The sequence below is a fragment of the Methylobacterium sp. 092160098-2 genome, assembly GCF_028920805.1.
In the GTDB taxonomy this organism is placed as follows: domain Bacteria; phylum Pseudomonadota; class Alphaproteobacteria; order Rhizobiales; family Beijerinckiaceae; genus Methylobacterium; species Methylobacterium fujisawaense.
This window is the reverse complement of the sequence record NZ_JAQPZJ010000003.1, coordinates 593,932-611,874: the sequence shown is the minus strand read 5'-3', so window position 1 is coordinate 611,874 and position 17,943 is coordinate 593,932. Positions and strand designations below refer to the sequence as shown.

Genomic DNA, 17,943 nt, shown 5'->3' with positions numbered 1-17,943 from the left:
CGTCAGCATGAACTTCAGATCTTCCAGGCGCGCGCTCATGATCGATCCTCGTTGTTCGGCTGACGGGCCGCCGCTGCGATGTCCGATCATCATCCAAAGCGTGGGATTCTCGCGAGTCCTTTCAGGTTCCGTTAGGGATTTACCGACGGTTTCTGTTTACTAACGTTACCGCTGCGTTAATTCGGGATCCGCAGGCGGCGGTTCATCTTGGTCCGATCCGATGCGGCGCTACGCACCTGCTGGCAGCAGGAAGGTTCGAGCCATGGCCCCATCACCGCCCACGACCGTCCGGCGGGCGCTCGATTGGCTGTTCCGCGACAGGAACACCGGCGCCATGACGGTGGCCCAGTGGCCCAATCTGCCGCTCTGGCTGTTTGCTGGCTTCAGTCTGGCCGCTTGGTCGGCGCAGGAGCACGGGCCGCTCGCATCCTGGCTGTCCCTTGGGGCAGATCTTGCGCTGGCTTGGTGGGCTGCCGATAAGCTGCTGCGCGGCGTGAATCCCTGGCGTCGATTTCTCGGCGGTGCGACGATCCTGGGATTGGCCGCGCTGTTCGCCCTGCGCCACGCGGCCTAGGGCGGCATTGCCGCCACCTATAGTTGTATTTTTTGACGATATTCCAGCGTGGAGGTTGCTTCACGCTTGCCGAATCCGGAGGCAGGCCCACCGATCTGCCTCTACGCGCCAGCCATCCGGCCTTAAGTCGCAGCCCTCTTCCGAGGCAGAGCCATAACGGTAGGTTGCACCCGCCGCGAGAGTGTGAATGGTAGAGCCGCGCCGCGCGAACGGCGCGTGTGTGGGACCCCGTGCATTCGCGCTCGGCTGAAGGATTGGTTTCGAAGAGATCATGACGGACGCGGGCGGATTCGATCTCGACGGCGCGGCCCAGTCGGCTCGTGAGCGGGACAAGCTGCTTCGAGACATCGCCCGCATGTTGAACGTTCCGGAATCCACATTCCGGAGGCCGCCAGCCTCCGGGGGAACCCGCGGCCCGAGCGCCGCGGAATGTGCCGCGCTGCTGACGGCCTTCTCGCGCATCGAGGACCCGGATCTCCGGAAGGAGTGCGTGGCGCTGGCGGAGCGCTACGGCCGCACGTGAGGGACGCGGCGTCCTCGCGGTGCGGTGGCACACACGGGGTCTGTCAGCACCGTGATTGCCGCGTGCTATAGGGGCGCCCGCTACCGAAGACGGTCCGATCGGTCGGCCCACCGCGTTTCCGGTGCCGGCCTCATGGCTGCCGGCACCGCGCATGCCCCAGCTCGTTCCAGGCCCCGATGCCGATCATCTCCATCTCGAAGCTGTCGAAGACCTACACGTCCGGCTTCACCGCCCTGCGCGACATCGACCTCGCCATCGAGCGGGGGGAGATCTTCGCGTTGCTGGGTCCAAACGGTGCCGGCAAGTCGACGCTCATCAACATCGTCTGCGGCATCGTCACCGCCAGTTCGGGAAGCGTTCTGGTCGACGGCCACGACATCGTGGCGGATTACCGCGCCGCGCGCCGGGCGATTGGCCTCGTGCCGCAGGAACTGACCACCGACGCCTTCGAGACGGTGCTGAACACCGTGAGCTTCTCCCGCGGCCTGTTCGGGATGAAGCCCGATGCCGGGCATATCGAGCGGATCCTGCGCGCGCTGTCCCTCTGGGACAAGCGCGACAGCCGGCTGATGACCCTGTCGGGCGGGATGAAGCGGCGGGTGCTCATCGCCAAGGCGCTGTCGCACGAGCCCCGGGTGCTGTTCCTCGACGAGCCCACCGCAGGCGTCGACGTGGAGCTGCGCCAGGATATGTGGCGCCTCGTGCGCGACCTGCGCCAGCAGGGCGTCACCGTCATTCTCACCACCCATTACATCGAAGAGGCCGAGGAAATGGCCGACCGCATCGGCGTGATCCGCCGGGGCGAGATCATTCTGGTCGAGGAGAAGGCCGCGCTGATGCACAAGCTCGGGCGCAAGCGGCTGACCCTGCATCTCCAGCAGCCGATCACCGCGGTGCCGCCGGAACTCGCCGATTACGGCCTGGCGCTCTCGGGGGAGGGGAGCGAGCTGGTCTATACCTATGACACCCGCGCCGAGCGGACCGGCATCACGGGGCTTCTCACCGGCCTGGCGGCGGCGGGAATCCGCTTCAAGGACCTTCACACCGAACAGAGTTCGCTGGAGGACATCTTCGTGGGCCTCGTGCGCGAGGAGAGGGCACAGGCATGAGCGCGGCGTTCACCCTGAACTGGCCGGCGGTCCGGGCCATCTACCGGTTCGAGATGGGCCGCTTCTGGCGCACCGCCGGGCAGAGCATCCTGGCTCCGGTCATCTCGACCACCCTGTACTTCGTGGTGTTCGGCGCCGCGATCGGCTCCCGGGTCTCGGCGGTCGACGGCGTGCCCTACGGGCTGTTCATCGTGCCCGGCCTGATCATGCTCTCGCTGCTCACGCAGAGCATCTCGAACGCCTCCTTCGGCATCTACTTCCCGCGCTTCGCCGGTACGATCTACGAGATCCTGTCGGCGCCGATCTCGCCGCTCGAGGTGGTGCTGGGCTTCGTCGGCGCGGCGGCCTCCAAATCGATCCTGATCGGGCTGATCATCCTGGCGACGTCGGCCCTGTTCGTGCCGCTGCGGATCGATCACCCGCTCTGGATGCTGGGCTTCCTGCTCCTCACCGCGGTGACCTTCAGCCTGTTCGGCTTCGTCATCGGCCTGTGGGCGGACGGCTTCGAGAAGCTGCAGCTGGTGCCGCTCCTCGTCGTGACCCCGCTCACCTTCCTGGGCGGCAGCTTCTACGCGATCTCCATGCTGCCGCCCTTCTGGCACGCGGTGAGCCTGCTCAACCCGGTCGTGTACCTGATCAGCGGTTTCCGCTGGGCGTTCTTCGGCAAGGCGGACGTGAACATCGCGATCAGCCTCGGCATGACCGCTCTGTTCCTGGTGATCTGCCTCGGCCTCGTCACCTACATCTTCCGGACGGGCTACCGGCTGAAGAGCTGAGGCTTCAGGGCTGCGCGGCCAGGAAGGCCAGCACCCCGTCCCGGTGCGGCTTGGCACCGACCGCGGTGGAGTGGTCCTTGCCCTCGATCTCGAGGGCCCGGGCGTCCGGGATCAGGGCGGCGAGCCCGGGGCCGGAGCCCGCGACCGTATCGAGGGTCCCGACCGAGACCAGAACCGGGACCTCGATCTGCGCGAGTTCCCCCCGGCTCAGCGTCTGACGTGAGCCGCGCATGCACGCGGCCAGCGCCCGCAGGTCGCTGCGGGTCTGCTCGGCGAAGGTGCGGAAGGCTGCGGCCGTCGGGTTGGGCGCCGGCGTCCCGGCGGGCGCCTCCAGGGCCTCGGCGATCCCCGAGGGCAAACCCTTGCCTTCGATGAGGTGCATTCCGAGGCCGCCGATCAGGGCCGAGCGAACCCGGTCCGCATGGTCCAGGGCAATATGGGCGGTGATCCGCCCGCCCATCGAGTAGCCCATGACGTGAGCGCGCTCGATGCCGAGATGGTCGAGAAGCCGGATCGCGTCGTTGGCCATCGCGTCGGAGCTGTAGGCGGCCGGATCGTAGAGCTTCTCGCTCTCGCCGTGACCGCGGTTGTCGAGCGCGATCGCGCGGTAGCCGGCCTGGGTCAGGGCGCGCACCCACTGGGTGTTGACCCAATTGACCGCATGGTTCGACGCGAAACCATGGATCAGAAGGATCGGCTTCCCGGCCCCGTCCGCGGGCGGGACGTCGATATAGGCGATCCGCACGCCGTCGGAATTGAAGGACTCCATGCCGCGCAACCCGTGTTCATCAAGCTCGGCCACGGCTTAGACCACCGGAGCGCGCCGGAGCAACGTGGATCGATCCGCTTGCGGCTCGGGGCGCCGGCTGGCAAACCGCCCCGGTCATGACCGACATCCAGCCCTACGGCACCTATGAACCGTCCGGTCTCGTCGCGGCGATCACCCGCCGCACGAACCGGATCCCGGCCGAATCCTGGTACGGGCGGCGCCTCGCGCTGTTCCTGCGCCGGATCGCCATCGCGCGGCTCGGGGGCAAGCCCCTCGACGTGACCCGCTACGGCGCGCGGATGCGGCTGCACCCCTACAACAACAACTGCGAGAAGAAGGTGCTCTTCACCCCGCAGTTCTTCGATCCGGAGGAGCGCGCGCTGCTCCAGAAGCACCTGCCGAGGGACTGCGTGTTCCTCGACATCGGAGCCAATGTCGGCGCCTACGCCCTGTGCGTGGCGGCCTTCTCGGGCCCGGGGGCGCGGATCGTCGCGGTCGAGCCCCAGCCCGACGTGTTCGACCGCCTGACCTACAACATCGCCCAGAACCCGTTCCACACCGTGAAGGCGGTCGCCTGCGCGGTGGCCGACAAGGCAGGCGAGCTGACCCTGTTCATCGATCCGCGCAACCGCGGCGAGTCGAGCCTGCGCATCGTCGGCACCAACGAGGGTGCGCGGATCACCGTCCCGGCGGTGACCCTCCTCGATCTCCTGCGGAGCGAGGGCCTCACCCGGGTCGATGCGGTCAAGCTCGACGTCGAGGGCGCCGAGGACCTCATCCTGGAGCCGTTCCTGCGCGAGGCGCCGGACGCGCTCCTGCCGCGGATCCTGCTGATCGAGAACGGCACCGGGCAGTGGCAGCTCGACCTGCTGCAGCATCTGGCGCGCTACGGCTATCGCGAGATCGCCCGCTCCCGGCTGAACCTGATGTTCGAGCGCAGCACCGTCAGGGCGGCGTGACCACCGGAATCTCCCCGGCGAGGACGACGCCCTCCGGCCCGACGGCGCATCGGTAGGCCCGGACCGCCACACCCGCCGCTCGCGCCTCCCGGAACGCCCGGTCGAAGGTGGGGTCGATGTCCCGGGCGACGTCGAACGCCTCGGCCTTCATCTGCACGACGATGACCACCAGCGCCCGGCCCCCCTCGGCCACGACCTGAGCCAGGTCGCGCATGTGCCGGGCGCTGCGGGCGGCTTTGCAATCCGGGAATTCCGCGAGGCCCGCCCGACGCATCATGTGGCAGTTCTTCACCTCGACGTGGCAGGGGCCGGCCACCGCGCCGCTCGCCAGGAAATCGACCCGGCTGGCCTCGGCATAGCGGACCTCCGGCTTCAGCGTGTCGTGGCCGGCGAGCGCCGTGATCGCGCCGGCACGAAAGGCCTCGGCCACGAGGGCGTTCGGGCGCAGGGTGTTGATGCCGACCCATTGCAGCCCCCCGGGCAGGTCGGCCTCCACCAGCTCCCAGGTCAGCGGCAGCTTGCGCGCCGGATTGGTCGAGCGCGACAGCAGCACCCGGGCGCCGGGCGTGTTCAGCCCGAGCATCGCTCCGGGATTGGGACAGTGCACCGTGACCCGTCCCTCATCGGTATCGATGTCGGCCAGGAAGCGCTTGTAGCGTTGCACGAGCCGTCCCGGCACGAGCGGCGCGGCGAACTGCATCGGGTCCTCGGGGTTCACGTAGTCGCGGGCAGCGGTTGCGCTATCTGCCTGCAGGCCCTGCCCGACGCCAGAGTTCCATGACCCAGCCTTCCGAATCCGTCACCGCCGCGATCCTCGTCATCGGCGATGAGATCCTCTCGGGTCGCACCAAGGACAAGAACATCGGCACGATTGCCGACTTCCTCACCGCCGCCGGCATCGACCTGCGCGAGGTACGGATCGTGCCCGACGAGGCCGCCATGATCGTCGAGGCGGTCAACGCCCTGCGTGCCCGCTACACCTATCTGTTCACCACCGGCGGGATCGGCCCGACCCACGACGACATCACCGCCGATTGCGTGGCCGAGGCCTTCGGGGTCGGCATCGATGTCGATGAGCGGGCGCGTGCGATGCTGCTGGAGCGGCACAAGCCCGAGGACCTGAACGCGGCGCGCCTGCGCATGGCGCGGATCCCGTTCGGAGCCGACCTGATCGCCAACCCGGTCTCGAAGGCGCCGGGCTTCCGCCTCGGCAATGTCCACGTGATGGCCGGCGTGCCCGGCATCATGCAGGCCATGCTGGATTCGATCGCCCCGACGCTGAAAGGCGGCGCCGCGATGCTGTCCGAGACGATCGAGGCGGCCGGCCTCCCGGAGGGCAACTACGCGGGCGACCTCGGCGAGATCGCCAAGGCGCGGCCGGCCGTCTCCATCGGCTCGTATCCCGCGATGACTCCGGACGGTTTTCGCAACCGGATCGTCGTGCGCAGCCGGGACGCGCAGGCGCTCGCGGAGGCGCGGAGCGCGGTCGAGGCGCTGGTGGCGCGTCTCTCGGCCTGACGGACTATCCTGCATCCGATCGGATCGAGTTGCGTTGCGGAGCTGGGCGGATGGTTCGGGACAAGAATAAGCGCAGCGATCCGGAGGCTCGGCGCGACGCGTTGCTGAAGGAGGTCTCCGAAATCGTCCGGCCCGATGCCTACGTCCTGCACGAGGTCATCCGGCTCGGCGGCGACGAGGAGCTGCGGCGCCACGGCCTCGCCCTGTTCCTCTCGGCCTTCGCCGCCGGCCTGAGCATCGCCCTGTCCCTGATCGTGCCGGGGGTCCTGCGGAGCCACCTGCCCGAGACCGATTGGGCCAAGATCGTGAGTTCGATGGGCTATGCGGTGGGATTTCTGGTCGTCGTCCTCGGGCGCCAGCAGCTCTTCACCGAGAACACGATCACGCCGATCCTGCCGCTGCTGCACGACCGCTCGGTGAAGACGGGCCTCCGGGTCATCCGGCTCTGGACCATCGTGCTGTCGGGCAACATCCTGGGAACCCTGGCGATCGCGACGCTGCTCGCCCATTCGGGCGCCTTCGAGCCGCCGGTCCTCAAGGCCTTCGCGGAGATCAGCCACGATGCCATCGCGCACGGCTTCTGGGCGACGTTCATCAAGGCGGTCTTCGCGGGCTGGATGATCGCCCTGATGGTCTGGTTCCTCCCCGCCACGGCCAGCGCGGCGCCGTTCGTGATCCTGCTGATGACGTGGCTGGTGGCGCTCTGCAGCCTCGCCCACATCGTCGCCGGCTCCGTGGAGGCCTTCTACCTGGTCGTTACGGGGGCGGCCTCAATGGGCGATTACGGGCTGAAGTTCTTCCTCCCCACGCTCCTCGGCAACACCTTCGGCGGCGTGGCGCTGGTGGCGGTGCTGAATTACGGGCAGGTCGCTCCGGAGGTGGAGGAGACCAAGGCCGTCGAGGGCGAGCGGACGGATTAGACCCGGACGCCCGGTCCAGAACTGGTCCTGCCACCGCGCGGATCGAGCGCGGTCCGACCCGAAGCGGCCCTCAGCCGATGCGGCCTCGGCCGGACGGCTGGCGCCGACCGAGACGACGACCGCCGTCGCCGTGCAGAGGCCTCGCAGTTCCCGAAACGAAAAAAGCCGCCCGAAGGCGGCTTCTCATTGCGGCGATGCGGGCGCGATCAGGACCGCATGCGGGTCCGGACCTCGCCGAGGCTCGCACGGATCAGGCCCTGCGCCGCCTCGCCCTGCATCCGCTCGCGCAGGATGGTCTCCGATACCTTCACCGCAGCCTCCGCGGCAGCGGCTCGGACCTGGGCCTCGGCCTGCGCCTCGGCCTGGGCGATCTTCGTCTCGGCAGCCTTGGTGCGGCGGGCGAGGAAGTCATCGAGCTTGCGGTGACCCTCCTCGGCGGCGCGCGCGGCCTCCTCGCGGGCACCGGCGACGATCGACTCGGCCTCCTTCTCGGCCTCGGCGCGGCGACGCTTGTAGTCGGCGAGTACGGCGGCCGCTTCCTCGCGCAGGCGCTTGGCCTCGTCGAGTTCGTGGCGGACGCGGTTGGCGCGGCCGTCCAGACCCTTGGTCATCGTCGAGAAGGCACCGGCCTTCCAGGCGATGCCCATGAAGATGACGAAGGCGACGGCGACCCAGAATTCGGCTTCGAGCAGCATCGTGGGATCCCGTTCAGTGTGCGGTGGCGTCGAGGGCGCGGTCGAGGGTGGCCCGGTCGGGGGCCTGACCCGTCAGACGCTCGACGATCGCCGAAGCGGCCTCGCCCGCGATGGAGCGGACGTTGCCCATGGCGGCTTCGGTCCGCGTGCGGATCGTCGCCTCGGCAGCGACGAGCTTGGCGTTCAGCTCCGCCTCCAGCGCCTTGCGCTTGGTCTCGGCCTCGGCGGCCAGCGTGTTCCGGGTGGTCTGCGCGATGTCGCGCGCCTTGCCCTGGGCATCCCGGAGGCCGGTCTCGAAGGCCACGCCGGCGGCATCCGCCTCGGCCTTCATCGCCTGCGCCTGGTCCAGGTCGGCACGCAGGCGCTCGGCGCGGGCGTGCAGGATCGACTGGATCCGCGGCAGCGCGATCTTGTCCATCAGGTAGTAGAGGAGCCCGAAGGCCAGGGCGAGCCAGATCAGCTGCGCCAGGAAGCCCGACGTCTCGAAGGGCGGGAAGGCGCCCGAATGCGCTTCCGTATGTTCGACATGGCCCGGCACGAGCTTCGTGTCGGCGCCCGGGGGCGGCGTGGTGAGGGGATTGGGCTGCGCCATGAGACCGCTACACTGACACCGTTCGGTGAGGCCACCGCCGGCGCGGTGACGGACGAAGGCAGACGCCCCGTCGCGGGAGCGTCCACCCGTTCATCGGGCCGGAGCCCGGGAGGAGACCGCGGGGACCGCGGCCTCCGGGGCGCCGATCAGACGGCGAAGAGCAGCAGCAGGGCGATCAGCAGCGAGAAGATGCCGAGCGCCTCGGTGAGGGCGAAGCCCAGGAGCAGGGTGGCGCGCTGGCCGTCGGCCGCAGACGGGTTGCGAAGGGCGCCGGCGAGGAACTGACCGAACAGGTTGCCGAGGCCGATGCCCGCACCCGCCATGCCGAGGCAAGCGAGGCCGGCGCCGATGTACTTCGCAGCGACGGGATCCATGGTAACTCCTGAGGTCTCTTCAGATCGAAACGTGCAGTGACGTTTGCGGCGGGTGGAGCCGGCCAGGTCTGACGACTAGTGGCCGGGGTGAAGGGCGTCGTTGAGGTAGATCGCCGTCAGCGTCGCGAAGACGTAAGCCTGAAGCGCCGCAACGAGGAACTCGAGAGCGGTCAGCGCGATCGTCAGGAACAGCGGGAGCGGCGATAGCACGCTCCAGGCGCCTGCGAGAAGAAGCTGGACCACGAAGAAGGCGAAGATCTTCATCGCGATGTGGCCGGCCAGCATGTTGGCGAACAGACGGACCGACAGGCTGATCGGGCGCGAGATGAACGAGATCACCTCGATCGGCACCAGGATCGCGAGAAGCGGCTTCGGCACGCCCGACGGCACGAACAGGCCGAAGAAATGGGTGCCGTGCTTCATCACACCGAAGATCACCACGGTGGAGATCACCAGCGCCGCGAGGCCGAAGGTGATGATCAGGTGGCTGGTCACCGCGAAGGCGTAGGGGATCATCCCGAAGAGGTTCAGGACGAGCACGAACATGAACAGCGAGAACACCAGCGGCAGGAACCGCTTGCCGCCGTCGCCGGTCGCCTGATGCACGGTATCGGCGATGAATTCGTAGAAGATCTCGGCCAGCGCCTGCATGCGGCCCGGCACGACCGAGCGCGACGCCGTCGCCACGATGGTGATCAGCGCGATCACCCCGACAGCCGCGAACATGTAGAGGGCGGACTGTGTGAACGCGAGCTGCTGATGGCCGATATGGCCCAGCGAAACGAGCGGCTTCAGCTCGAACTGATGAATCGGGTCGATCGTGACCGCCATTCCCGCTTCCGCCCTTCTTGTCCGGCGCGCCGACGGGTGTCGGCCGCCCCACATTCCCTACCGATCGGCGCGCCTTATGGCTCCTGCCGATCGCGCCGTCCCGGACGCGCGCCGGCGAAACCCGACACCCGCATCACGTTGTAGATCCCCGCGACGAACCCCAGCATCAGGAGGACGATCAGGCCCCAGGGCTTCGTCCCGAAGACATGATCGACGATCCAGCCGAGTATGCCCCCTGCGATCACGCCCGCGACGAACTCCGTGGAGATCGTCATGGCCTGGCCCAGCGAGGATGGCCCGCCGTTCCGAGGGCGCGTCGATGGATCGGGAGCAGCCTGCGGCCGCTTCCGTTCGATCTGCGTCTCGAGACGTCTGAGCCTCGCGGAGAGTTCGCTGTCCGTCGGCGTCTGCTGGGTCCCTTTCCCGTCCCTCTGGTCGTCGCCGTTCACGGCTCAAAACTCATCGGGCAGGAGGATCTGGAACCCGCTGGACACCCCCAGCAAGCGGGGCGCACCATAGTTTCGCCTATCTTGAGTGTCAAGGCGAACCCCATACACAGTAAGTCTTTGATTTTGAGTTGGAATTCCAGCTTCAAGCGACGCGCCGGAGCCGCGTTGCGCACAAGGCTCCGGCAGGGCTCTCAGGTCCCGATCAGCGGCTTGATCACCTTCTCCATCCCCTCGACAGTCATCTCGCCGGTATAGCGCTCGCCGTTGATGAAGAAGGTCGGGGTCGAATCGACCTTGAACACGTCGAGGCCGCGCTGCTTCACGGCGTTGACGGCGCTGTAGATCTTCTGGTCCTTCAGGCAGGCCTCGAAGGTCTGCTTGTTGTAGCCGGCCTGCCGGAGCATCTGCTCCAGAGCGTCCACAGGCTTGGGCGTGAAGGCCCAGGCCGGCTGCTGGTCGAACAGCAGGTCGGTGATCGGGTAATACTTGGAATCGCCCTGGCAGCGCGCCAGCATGAAAGCCGCCGTCGCCAGCGGGTCGAGGGGGAACTCGCGGAGCGTGAACCGCACCTTGCCGGTGTCGATGTAGCGCTCCTTGAGGGTCGGCCAGGTGTTCCGGTGGAAGGCCGCGCAGTGCGAGCAGGTCATCGACGCGTATTCGATGATCGTGCACTTGGCGTCCGCCGGGCCGAGCCAGACATCGCCGAGGGGACCCGGCTGCAGCAGCGCGGCCATCTCGGAATTCTGCGCCCGGGCGGGCCGCGCGAGATAGGGCAGGGCGAGACCGGCGCCGAGGGCGAGGCCGGAGAATTTGAGAGCGTCGCGTCGCGTCGTCATCGGGCAGGCTCCGCCGGATTGAACAGTCGTGGCGTTCCGAAGCCGGTACTCGGGCGCGACCGTCCTGGCAAGGTGACCGAATCGACCGCTCACCGGTCCGGGCGCGTCGCCACCGCGGCTATGCCGAGGCGATCGAGGGCGGCGCGCAGGCCGTCATCGGCGATCCCCGCTACGGCGCGCTGCACCTCGACGGCGGCGGCCGGATCGATGCGGGCGGGGGAGGGCGCTCGGGCGCCGCGCCCGACCCGGTCCTGCTGCAGAACGATCCGCGAGACGCAGGCCCAGCCGTAATGGGCGTTGATCCGCTGGATCACCACCGGCGCGAGATGCTGCAGCTCGAGGGCGAAGACGCCCTCGACGCGCACCACCAGCGTCCCGGATTCGGGCGTGCCGGCATCCTTCCGGCGACGCTTGGGCCATTCGAGCTTGGAAGGCCGGCAATATCGCGCGAGCCGTTCGCCGACGATCTCCGGCCAGGCGGCCAGGATGTCGGTCGACGCGAAGCCCTGCGCCGCGAAGGCAGGTCCGATGCAGCTCTCGATCAGTTCGGCCAGCGGTTTGACGCGCGCCATGGTGGTTCCGGCCCTGTGGATCCGCGAAGGTTAGCGCAGGATGGTTGACGAAGGGAGCACGGGGCCGCGCTGTCATCGCCCTATGATCGCCGCCGACCTGCGGCTATGCAGCCTGAACGCATGCCGACCCGCACCGCCACGGATCCCAAGCCCGGCCCCGAACCGCGCGCCGACGAGCTGCTCGCCTGGTACGACCGGCATCGGCGGGTGCTGCCCTGGCGGGCGCTCGCCGGCGAGGTGCCCGATCCCTACCGGGTCTGGCTGTCCGAGGTCATGCTGCAGCAGACCACGATCGCGGCGGTCCGGCCGTATTTCGAGCGCTTCCTGACGCGCTTCCCCGATATCGTCGCCCTGGCCGACGCCCCCGAGGAGGCGGTGATGTCGGCCTGGGCCGGCCTCGGCTATTATTCACGCGCCCGCAACCTCCATGCCTGCGCCAAGGCGGTCGCGGCGGCTGGCGGGCGCTTTCCCGACACGGCGGACGCCCTGCGCAAGCTGCCGGGAATCGGCGCCTACACGGCTGGGGCCATCGCGGCGATCGCCTTCGACCGGCCGGAGGCCGCCGTCGACGGCAATGTCGAGCGGGTCCTGAGCCGGGCCTACGCGGTGGAGACGCCACTGCCGGGCAGCCGGCCGGAGATCCGCCGCCTGACGCAGGCGCTGGTCCCGGAGGACCGGCCCGGCGACTTCGCCCAGGCGCTCATGGATCTCGGCGCGACGATCTGCACGCCCAAGCGCCCCGCCTGCGCCCTCTGCCCGTGGATGCTGCCCTGCCGCGCCCGGTCGCTCGGCACCCAGCAGACGTTCCCGCGCAAGATCAAGGTCGCCAAGGGCGCGCTCCGCCGCGGTGCGGCCTTCGTGGTGATCCGCAGCGGCGACGAGGCGGTGCTGCTGCGGACGCGCGCGCCGGAGGGGCTGCTCGGCAACATGGCCGAGCCGCCTGGCAGCGCCTGGGAGCCGGACTACGACGTCGCCGCCGCCCTCCTGGACGCGCCGCTGGATGCCCGGTGGAAGCGGCTTCCGGGGCTCGTGCGCCACGGCTTCACGCATTTTCCGCTGGAGCTGACGGTCTTCGTGGCCCGTGTCGCGCTCGCGACACCGGTTCCGGCCGGCATGCGCTTCACCCCGCGCAGCGCCCTCGACGACGAGCCGCTCCCCGGCCTGATGCGCAAGGTCCTGGCCCACGCCTTCGATCCGAAGCCGGAGCCCGAGGCGAAGCTGCGCGGACGCCCCCGGAAGGAGCCGCCGCCGATGCCGCTCCTCGCGGCGATGGAGGCGCCGGTGTCGATGCCGGATCCGGTTCCGCGCCCGCGCGTGCGGGCCGTTCCGAAGCCCCAGCCGAGGCCGGCGCCCGCGCCACCGCCCGAAGCGGACGATCTGCATGAGGGCGAGGTGGAGCCGCCCGCGACACCGACCTCGCCGCGGCGCCGGGGCCCGGCCCGAAGACGGCCCTGACCCGGTCGCACCGCACGTCCGGGGCTGCCAGCAGGCGCGAGCCCCGGAATCCAGCGACCCTGCCGGTCCGGGACGGTGCGTTCAAGCGCAGTGCCGGCGCGGTTCCGGATTGCGGGCGCAGCGACGGGGCCCAGGGCAGGGCGACATCCGACAGCGTCATGCCAGTCTGGATGGCGTCGCTCCGCCCGCGCGGACGGCCGCGACGTTCGTCAGCCGTTCGCCATCGCCTGCCGCAGGCCCGCCCGGTAGGTGTCGATCACCACCGGCTTGCCGCCGCGCTCCACGTGCCAGAAGGTCCAGCCATTGCAGGCCGGCAGGCCCTGGACCAGGGCGCCGATCTTGTGGATCGAGCCGATGACGAGGCCGTTGTCGAGCTGGCCGTCGGGGCGGACCGTGGCGCGGAAGCGGCGGCGCTCGTCCGTGACGGTCTCGCCGGGGCGGATATGGCCCGCCTCGATCACCGACAGGAACGGCACACGCGGCTCGGCGCGCTTGGTCGGCGCCACCATGAGGGCGGCCTTCGACAGGGTCTCGACGGCGGCGATCCGCTCACGGGCGGCCGCCGCGTAGGTCTCCTCGCGCTCGATGCCGATGAAGCGGCGGCCGAGGCGCTTGGCGACGGCGCCGGTGGTGCCGGTGCCGAAGAACGGGTCGAGGACCACGTCGCCGGGATTGGTCGCCGCCAACAGCGTCCGGGCGAGCAGGGCCTCGGGCTTCTGGGTCGGATGAACCTTGCGCCCGTCCGCATCCTTCAGCCGCTCCTCGCCGGTGCAGAGGGGGATGAACCAGTCGGAGCGCATCTGGAGGTCCTCGTTGCCTCCTTTCAGCGCCTCGTAGTGGAAGGTGTAGCCCTTCGAGTCCGCCGAGCGCGAGGCCCAGATCAGGGTCTCGTGCGCATTGGTGAAGCGCTTGCCGCGGAAGTTCGGCATCGGGTTGGCCTTGCGCCAGACGATGTCGTTGAGGATCCAGTAACCGAGATCCTGCAACGCGCTCCCGACCCGGAAGATGTTGTGGTACGAACCGATCACCCAGAGGGTCGCGTTCGGCTTCATCACGCGGCGGCAGGCGGCGAGCCAGTCCCGGGTGAAGGCGTCGTAGGCCTCGAAGGTGGCGAACTTGTCCCAATCGTCGTCGACGGCGTCGACGCGGCTCTGGTCCGGACGCAGCAGCCCGGCCTCGCCGAGCTGGAGGTTGTAGGGCGGATCGGCGAACACGCAGTCGACGCTGGACGCCGGCAGAGCGTTCATGGCCGCGATACAATCCCCGACGAGAACTTGGTCGAGGGGTAGGGAACGCTGGGCGGGTACGAGACCCATCCGTGGCGCCGACGCGGGCCGCCCGGCACGCGAGACCTGTTTCCGGGCGACGGCGTCGGCAGCCACGGTACGCGGGGAAGCCATGGCAAACACCGGTTACGCGACTGACCGGCAGACCATGCCTCCGGTACGGTAAAGGTCACGTTGTCGAATTCGGCGGCGCCGCGTCCCGTTCTGGGGCTGCAGATTTTGCCGACCCCGCTCTCGGACAATCCTACGACAGATTAAGCAACGGTTACCCGGCAATCCCGGGCGCCGTTTACGCCGCGATGACCCGTCACATCTGCGGGCGTCCGGCCCTAGCGCAGGGCCTGGACTGTCCGAACCGCCGGGCATGCCAGGCGGCCGCCATGAGGTCTGGATGAGGTCTGGATGAGGTCTGGTTTCCGCGTCCGCTTCCAGCTCAGCGGGATGCAGGGTCACAGCCGATGCAGGTCTTAGGAAAATCAGCCCATTTCGGCGCGCCGCAGGGTGGCCTGGACAGTACTTTCCGAATACACGAAAGATCCAAACAATGCATTCTCCGCGAAACAAACGGAAACAAACCGTAATAAACCTCCATGTAATAATCATGATCAGGACGAAATCGGCCAAAATGTGACAGAATCGGCCCGCAAATGCCTGCCATAATCCGGCCGATTTCGGACACGACTGGCGCCGCCCCGACAACAACAAAGGGAATGCGTCGAGAATGTCGTTTGGTTTCGGGAAGCTCGTTGTCTCACTTGGAATGCTGTCCACCGTCGTCGGAACAAGCCTCCCGGCCGCCGCGCAGAGCGGAGCGGCCTCCTGGTATGGAAGCGGCCATCGCACCGCGAACGGCGAGCGTTTCAACCCCAACGGACTGACCGCCGCCCATCGCAGCCTGCCGTTCGGCACCCGGGTCCGCGTCGAGAACAGGCGGACCGGCCGCTCGGTGGTCGTTCGCATCAACGATCGCGGTCCCTTCGTGCGCGGCCGCATCATCGATCTGTCGCGCGGCTCCGCCCGCGCTCTGGGCATGGGCGGCACGACCTACGTGTCGCTGCAAGTCGTGCACTGATCCCTCACGGGCGCCGCACGCGCCGGGCAGCCGCCCGTCCGAGAGGGCGGGGCGGCTCCCCGGGCGTTGTCTGCCGCGCCCGGACGCCCCATCTGCAGCCGGGTTCAGCTCGGATCAGTGCCCATGCCCAAGCCCCTCATCGTCGACATCCCGCACGACCTCGGCCGCGATGAGGCCAAGCGTCGCCTGGAGCACGGCACGGATCAGGCGCGGGCCTTCCTGGCCAAGAGCGGCATCACCGTGGATCAGCTCGCCTGGACGGGGGACCGACTCGATTTCGGCGTGTCGGCGATGGCCCAGAAAGTCGCCGGGACGATCGACGTGGGCGCCGAGAGCGTCCGCCTGGAGGTGAAGCTGCCGTTCCTGCTCGCCCTCTTCGCCGAGAAGATCCAGAAGGTCGCGAGCAAGGAGGGCAACCTCCTGCTGACGAAGAAGTAGCGCTCCGGAACCGGATCGGCCGGTCTCTGTTTCCGCGGGACCGGTGCCGAAGCGCGCCGTCGGTCTCGTGGAGGATTACGGTGCCCGATTACACCCTCGCCGATCCGGGGCAGGTCCCCGAGGTCCCGCCGCAGCCGGCTCCGGTGCCGGACCGGCCCTACGATCCGCCGCAGGCCCCGACGCAGCCGCCCGGACCGGAGATCCCGGGGAACACCCCGGCCGAGGCGCCGGGCGTCCATCCGCCGGAGATCCCGGTCAACGATCCGGGCGCGCCCGAGATCAGCCCGCCGACGGGACCGGCCAATCCGATCGCCTGACCGGCCGACGAGGTCGGGGGGCGGCGCCGTTTGAACAGGCCGCCCCACACTGCCATAAGCCGGCCCATGGCCGCTCCCCCGCTCCTCACCCTCCAGGACGTCGCCCTGACTTTCGGCGGCACGCCCCTGATCACCCGTGCCGACATCGCCATCGCGCCGGGTGAGCGCACCTGCCTCGTCGGTCGGAACGGGTCGGGCAAGTCGACGCTCATGAAGATCGCCGCGGGACTCGTCGATCCCGACAAGGGGCGCCGTTTCGTCCAACCCGGCACGACGATCCGCTACCTCGCCCAGGAACCCGACTTCACGGGCTTCGACACCACCCTCGATTTCGTCGAGGCCGGGCTGCCGCCTGGCGAATCGACCCACCGCGCCCGTTACCTGCTGGAGAGCCTCGGCCTCACGGGTGCCGAGGATCCCACCAAGCTCTCCGGCGGCGAGGGGCGGCGCACCGCACTGGCGCAGGCGCTCGCCCCCGAGCCCGACGTGCTGCTTCTCGACGAGCCTACCAACCACCTCGACCTGCCGGCGATCGAGTGGCTCGAGGCCGAGCTGAAGGGCACCCGCGCGGCCCTCGTGCTGATCAGCCACGACCGGCGCTTCCTCTCGGCCCTGTCGCGGGCCACGATCTGGCTCGACCGGGGCGAGACGCGCCGGATCGACCAGGGCTTCTCCAGCTTCGAGGCGTGGCGCGACGCCTTCTTCGAGGAGGAGGAGCGGGACCAGCACAAGCTCGACCGCAAGATCGCCGCCGAGGAGCACTGGCTGCGCTACGGGGTCACCGCCCGGCGCAAGCGCAACGTCCGCCGCCTCGGCAACCTGCACGAGCTGCGCCAGAACCGGCGCGAGGTGCGCCGCCCGGTGGGCAGCGTCAGCATGCAGGCTTCCGACGCGGAATCCTCGGGGAGCCTCGTGGTCGAGGCCCGCGACATCGCCAAGAGCTACGGGGAGCGCAAGATCGTCGACGGACTGTCCCTTCGGGTGATGCGGGGGGACCGGCTCGGCATCGTCGGGGCGAACGGCGCCGGCAAGAGTACTCTGATCAACCTGCTCATGGGCCGGCTCGCGCCCGATTCCGGGCAGGTCGTCCTCGGCACCAACCTGCTGCCGGTGGTGCTCGATCAGGCCCGCGCCGTGCTGGAGCCCGGGATGACCGTCACCGACGTGCTCACCGGCGGCCGCGGCGACAGCGTCGTGGTGAACGGCCAGAGCCGCCACGTGATCGGCTACCTCAAGGATTTTCTGTTCACCCCCGAGCAGGCCCGCACGCCCGTCTCGGTCCTGTCCGGCGGCGAGCGCAACCGCTTGCTGATCGCCCGGGCCCTGGCCCAGCCGGCGAATCTCCTCGTCCTCGATGAGCCCACGAACGACCTCGACCTCGAGACCCTCGACCTGCTCCAGGAGATGCTGGGCGACTACCAGGGGACGCTGATCCTGGTGAGCCACGACCGCGACTTCCTCGACCGCGTGGCGGGCAGCGTGCTGGTGTCCGAGGGCGCCGGCCGCTGGGTCGAGTATGCCGGCGGCTACAGCGACATGCTGGTCCAGCGGGGCCAGGGCGTCGAGGCGCGGACCGTCGCGCCGAAGGCGAAGGAGCCGCGCGAGCGCAACGCCGCACCGGCGGCCCAGCCCGCGGGCAAGCCCAAGCTCGGCTTCAAGGACCAGCACGAGTTGAAGACGCTGCCGGCCCGCATTGAGAAGCTGGAGGCGGCGATCGCCCAGCTCAAGACGATCCTGGCCGACCCCGAACTCTACGCCCGCGATCCGGCCCGGTTCGACAAGGCTTCGACCATGCTGGCGCAGGCCGAAACCGAGCTGTCGCAGGCGGAGGATCGCTGGCTGGAGCTGGAGATGCTTCAGGCGGGGTGACCACCGCAG

Annotated in this window: 22 protein-coding genes; 12 read left to right on the top strand and 10 right to left on the bottom strand. The window is 69.0% G+C overall.

Features of this window, described 5'->3' with window-relative positions; genetic code table 11:
• Nucleotides 1-262 precede the first annotated feature (262 nt).
• The 4 genes from PQI07_RS35110 (at nucleotide 263) to PQI07_RS35095 (ending at nucleotide 2,982) form a co-directional block, all read left to right on the top strand.
• Complete coding sequence (locus PQI07_RS35110; protein WP_274929123.1) at nucleotides 263-574, top strand: hypothetical protein; 312 nt, start codon at nucleotides 263-265, stop codon at nucleotides 572-574.
• Nucleotides 575-845: 271 nt separating this feature from the next.
• On the top strand, nucleotides 846-1,097 hold the full coding sequence (locus PQI07_RS35105; RefSeq protein WP_043351927.1) for a beta/alpha barrel domain-containing protein: 252 nt from the start codon (nucleotides 846-848) through the stop codon (nucleotides 1,095-1,097).
• A gap of 176 nt (nucleotides 1,098-1,273) precedes the next feature.
• Nucleotides 1,274-2,206 (top strand): ABC transporter ATP-binding protein, encoded by a 933-nt coding sequence (locus tag PQI07_RS35100; RefSeq protein ID WP_043351926.1) that lies wholly within the window; start codon nucleotides 1,274-1,276, stop codon nucleotides 2,204-2,206.
• Entirely contained in the window at nucleotides 2,203-2,982 is a 780-nt protein-coding gene (locus PQI07_RS35095; protein WP_043351924.1) for an ABC transporter permease, read from the top strand. Before PQI07_RS35100 ends, PQI07_RS35095 begins: the two co-directional genes overlap by 4 nt.
• A gap of 4 nt (nucleotides 2,983-2,986) precedes the next feature.
• Here PQI07_RS35095 and PQI07_RS35090 read toward each other — a convergent pair whose 3' ends face one another.
• A complete protein-coding gene (locus PQI07_RS35090) occupies nucleotides 2,987-3,751 on the bottom strand; it encodes an alpha/beta fold hydrolase (RefSeq protein ID WP_043351922.1) in 765 nt (254 codons plus the stop codon).
• A 116-nt stretch (nucleotides 3,752-3,867) separates the two neighbouring features.
• Between PQI07_RS35090 and PQI07_RS35085 the strand changes: the two genes are divergently transcribed.
• The gene (locus PQI07_RS35085; RefSeq protein WP_043351921.1) at nucleotides 3,868-4,710 is read left to right on the top strand and encodes an FkbM family methyltransferase; all 843 of its coding nucleotides are present in this window, start codon (nucleotides 3,868-3,870) and stop codon (nucleotides 4,708-4,710) included.
• Here the strand turns inward: PQI07_RS35085 and sfsA are convergent.
• Nucleotides 4,697-5,410, bottom strand: coding sequence for a DNA/RNA nuclease SfsA (sfsA, locus tag PQI07_RS35080; RefSeq protein ID WP_043351919.1), 714 nt, complete (start codon nucleotides 5,408-5,410; stop codon nucleotides 4,697-4,699). The two genes, PQI07_RS35085 and sfsA, sit on opposite strands and share 14 nt — an antisense overlap.
• 77 nt (nucleotides 5,411-5,487) lie before the next feature.
• Here sfsA and PQI07_RS35075 point away from each other — a divergent pair, with 77 nt between their 5' ends.
• Together PQI07_RS35075 and PQI07_RS35070 are read left to right on the top strand one after the other, a co-directional pair.
• The gene (locus PQI07_RS35075; protein ID WP_043351918.1) at nucleotides 5,488-6,228 is read left to right on the top strand and encodes a competence/damage-inducible protein A; all 741 of its coding nucleotides are present in this window, start codon (nucleotides 5,488-5,490) and stop codon (nucleotides 6,226-6,228) included.
• Nucleotides 6,229-6,278: 50 nt separating this feature from the next.
• On the top strand, nucleotides 6,279-7,148 hold the full coding sequence (locus PQI07_RS35070; protein WP_043351916.1) for a formate/nitrite transporter family protein: 870 nt from the start codon (nucleotides 6,279-6,281) through the stop codon (nucleotides 7,146-7,148).
• Between the two features lie 206 nt (nucleotides 7,149-7,354).
• Here the strand turns inward: PQI07_RS35070 and PQI07_RS35065 are convergent, their stop codons facing one another.
• The 7 genes from PQI07_RS35065 to PQI07_RS35035 form a co-directional block, all read right to left on the bottom strand.
• Nucleotides 7,355-7,840 (bottom strand): F0F1 ATP synthase subunit B family protein, encoded by a 486-nt coding sequence (locus PQI07_RS35065; protein WP_170861837.1) that lies wholly within the window; start codon nucleotides 7,838-7,840, stop codon nucleotides 7,355-7,357.
• Between the two features lie 16 nt (nucleotides 7,841-7,856).
• Nucleotides 7,857-8,435, bottom strand: a complete 579-nt coding sequence (locus PQI07_RS35060) for a F0F1 ATP synthase subunit B family protein (protein WP_043383811.1) — start codon at nucleotides 8,433-8,435, stop codon at nucleotides 7,857-7,859.
• A gap of 146 nt (nucleotides 8,436-8,581) precedes the next feature.
• Nucleotides 8,582-8,809 (bottom strand): F0F1 ATP synthase subunit C, encoded by a 228-nt coding sequence (locus tag PQI07_RS35055; protein ID WP_007566773.1) that lies wholly within the window; start codon nucleotides 8,807-8,809, stop codon nucleotides 8,582-8,584.
• Nucleotides 8,810-8,884: 75 nt separating this feature from the next.
• Nucleotides 8,885-9,640, bottom strand: a complete 756-nt coding sequence (locus PQI07_RS35050; RefSeq protein ID WP_043351912.1) for a F0F1 ATP synthase subunit A — start codon at nucleotides 9,638-9,640, stop codon at nucleotides 8,885-8,887.
• A 74-nt stretch (nucleotides 9,641-9,714) separates the two neighbouring features.
• The gene (locus PQI07_RS35045) at nucleotides 9,715-10,089 is read right to left on the bottom strand and encodes an AtpZ/AtpI family protein (protein ID WP_043351911.1); all 375 of its coding nucleotides are present in this window, start codon (nucleotides 10,087-10,089) and stop codon (nucleotides 9,715-9,717) included.
• A 191-nt stretch (nucleotides 10,090-10,280) separates the two neighbouring features.
• On the bottom strand, nucleotides 10,281-10,925 hold the full coding sequence (locus PQI07_RS35040; RefSeq protein WP_274929122.1) for a DsbA family protein: 645 nt from the start codon (nucleotides 10,923-10,925) through the stop codon (nucleotides 10,281-10,283).
• 89 nt (nucleotides 10,926-11,014) lie between these two features.
• A complete protein-coding gene (locus PQI07_RS35035; RefSeq protein ID WP_043383805.1) occupies nucleotides 11,015-11,497 on the bottom strand; it encodes a DUF721 domain-containing protein in 483 nt (160 codons plus the stop codon).
• Between the two features lie 120 nt (nucleotides 11,498-11,617).
• On the opposite strand from PQI07_RS35035, the gene mutY reads away from it, so the two are divergent.
• Nucleotides 11,618-12,952, top strand: coding sequence for an A/G-specific adenine glycosylase (gene mutY / locus PQI07_RS35030; protein ID WP_274929121.1), 1,335 nt, complete (start codon nucleotides 11,618-11,620; stop codon nucleotides 12,950-12,952).
• A 209-nt stretch (nucleotides 12,953-13,161) separates the two neighbouring features.
• Here mutY and PQI07_RS35025 read toward each other — a convergent pair whose 3' ends face one another.
• Nucleotides 13,162-14,352 (bottom strand): site-specific DNA-methyltransferase, encoded by a 1,191-nt coding sequence (locus PQI07_RS35025; RefSeq protein WP_269466602.1) that lies wholly within the window; start codon nucleotides 14,350-14,352, stop codon nucleotides 13,162-13,164.
• A gap of 607 nt (nucleotides 14,353-14,959) precedes the next feature.
• Here PQI07_RS35025 and PQI07_RS35020 point away from each other — a divergent pair.
• The 4 genes from PQI07_RS35020 (at nucleotide 14,960) to PQI07_RS35005 (ending at nucleotide 17,934) form a co-directional block, all read left to right on the top strand.
• A complete protein-coding gene (locus PQI07_RS35020) occupies nucleotides 14,960-15,310 on the top strand; it encodes a septal ring lytic transglycosylase RlpA family protein (RefSeq protein ID WP_051044822.1) in 351 nt (116 codons plus the stop codon).
• A 123-nt stretch (nucleotides 15,311-15,433) separates the two neighbouring features.
• Entirely contained in the window at nucleotides 15,434-15,748 is a 315-nt protein-coding gene (locus PQI07_RS35015) for a polyhydroxyalkanoic acid system family protein (protein ID WP_043383800.1), read from the top strand.
• Between the two features lie 80 nt (nucleotides 15,749-15,828).
• Nucleotides 15,829-16,065 (top strand): hypothetical protein, encoded by a 237-nt coding sequence (locus PQI07_RS35010; RefSeq protein ID WP_043351899.1) that lies wholly within the window; start codon nucleotides 15,829-15,831, stop codon nucleotides 16,063-16,065.
• A gap of 66 nt (nucleotides 16,066-16,131) precedes the next feature.
• Nucleotides 16,132-17,934, top strand: a complete 1,803-nt coding sequence (locus PQI07_RS35005; protein WP_043351897.1) for an ATP-binding cassette domain-containing protein — start codon at nucleotides 16,132-16,134, stop codon at nucleotides 17,932-17,934.
• The last annotated feature ends 9 nt before the right edge of the window (nucleotides 17,935-17,943 follow it).

What these genes read in the sequence shown, in the direction of transcription:
- PQI07_RS35110 (WP_274929123.1), top strand. Translation starts at nt 263, where the DNA reads ATGGCCCCATCACCGCCCACGACCGTCCGGCGGGCGCTCGATTGGCTG.
- PQI07_RS35105 (WP_043351927.1), top strand. Translation starts at nt 846, where the DNA reads ATGACGGACGCGGGCGGATTCGATCTCGACGGCGCGGCCCAGTCGGCT.
- PQI07_RS35100 (WP_043351926.1), top strand. Translation starts at nt 1,274, where the DNA reads ATGCCGATCATCTCCATCTCGAAGCTGTCGAAGACCTACACGTCCGGC.
- PQI07_RS35095 (WP_043351924.1), top strand. Translation starts at nt 2,203, where the DNA reads ATGAGCGCGGCGTTCACCCTGAACTGGCCGGCGGTCCGGGCCATCTAC.
- PQI07_RS35090 (WP_043351922.1), bottom strand. Translation starts at nt 3,751, where the DNA reads ATGGAGTCCTTCAATTCCGACGGCGTGCGGATCGCCTATATCGACGTC.
- PQI07_RS35085 (WP_043351921.1), top strand. Translation starts at nt 3,868, where the DNA reads ATGACCGACATCCAGCCCTACGGCACCTATGAACCGTCCGGTCTCGTC.
- sfsA (WP_043351919.1), bottom strand. Translation starts at nt 5,410, where the DNA reads ATGCAGTTCGCCGCGCCGCTCGTGCCGGGACGGCTCGTGCAACGCTAC.
- PQI07_RS35075 (WP_043351918.1), top strand. Translation starts at nt 5,488, where the DNA reads ATGACCCAGCCTTCCGAATCCGTCACCGCCGCGATCCTCGTCATCGGC.
- PQI07_RS35070 (WP_043351916.1), top strand. Translation starts at nt 6,279, where the DNA reads ATGGTTCGGGACAAGAATAAGCGCAGCGATCCGGAGGCTCGGCGCGAC.
- PQI07_RS35060 (WP_043383811.1), bottom strand. Translation starts at nt 8,435, where the DNA reads ATGGCGCAGCCCAATCCCCTCACCACGCCGCCCCCGGGCGCCGACACG.
- PQI07_RS35055 (WP_007566773.1), bottom strand. Translation starts at nt 8,809, where the DNA reads ATGGATCCCGTCGCTGCGAAGTACATCGGCGCCGGCCTCGCTTGCCTC.
- PQI07_RS35050 (WP_043351912.1), bottom strand. Translation starts at nt 9,640, where the DNA reads ATGGCGGTCACGATCGACCCGATTCATCAGTTCGAGCTGAAGCCGCTC.
- PQI07_RS35040 (WP_274929122.1), bottom strand. Translation starts at nt 10,925, where the DNA reads ATGACGACGCGACGCGACGCTCTCAAATTCTCCGGCCTCGCCCTCGGC.
- PQI07_RS35035 (WP_043383805.1), bottom strand. Translation starts at nt 11,497, where the DNA reads ATGGCGCGCGTCAAACCGCTGGCCGAACTGATCGAGAGCTGCATCGGA.
- mutY (WP_274929121.1), top strand. Translation starts at nt 11,618, where the DNA reads ATGCCGACCCGCACCGCCACGGATCCCAAGCCCGGCCCCGAACCGCGC.
- PQI07_RS35025 (WP_269466602.1), bottom strand. Translation starts at nt 14,352, where the DNA reads ATGGCTTCCCCGCGTACCGTGGCTGCCGACGCCGTCGCCCGGAAACAG.
- PQI07_RS35020 (WP_051044822.1), top strand. Translation starts at nt 14,960, where the DNA reads ATGTCGTTTGGTTTCGGGAAGCTCGTTGTCTCACTTGGAATGCTGTCC.
- PQI07_RS35015 (WP_043383800.1), top strand. Translation starts at nt 15,434, where the DNA reads ATGCCCAAGCCCCTCATCGTCGACATCCCGCACGACCTCGGCCGCGAT.
- PQI07_RS35005 (WP_043351897.1), top strand. Translation starts at nt 16,132, where the DNA reads ATGGCCGCTCCCCCGCTCCTCACCCTCCAGGACGTCGCCCTGACTTTC.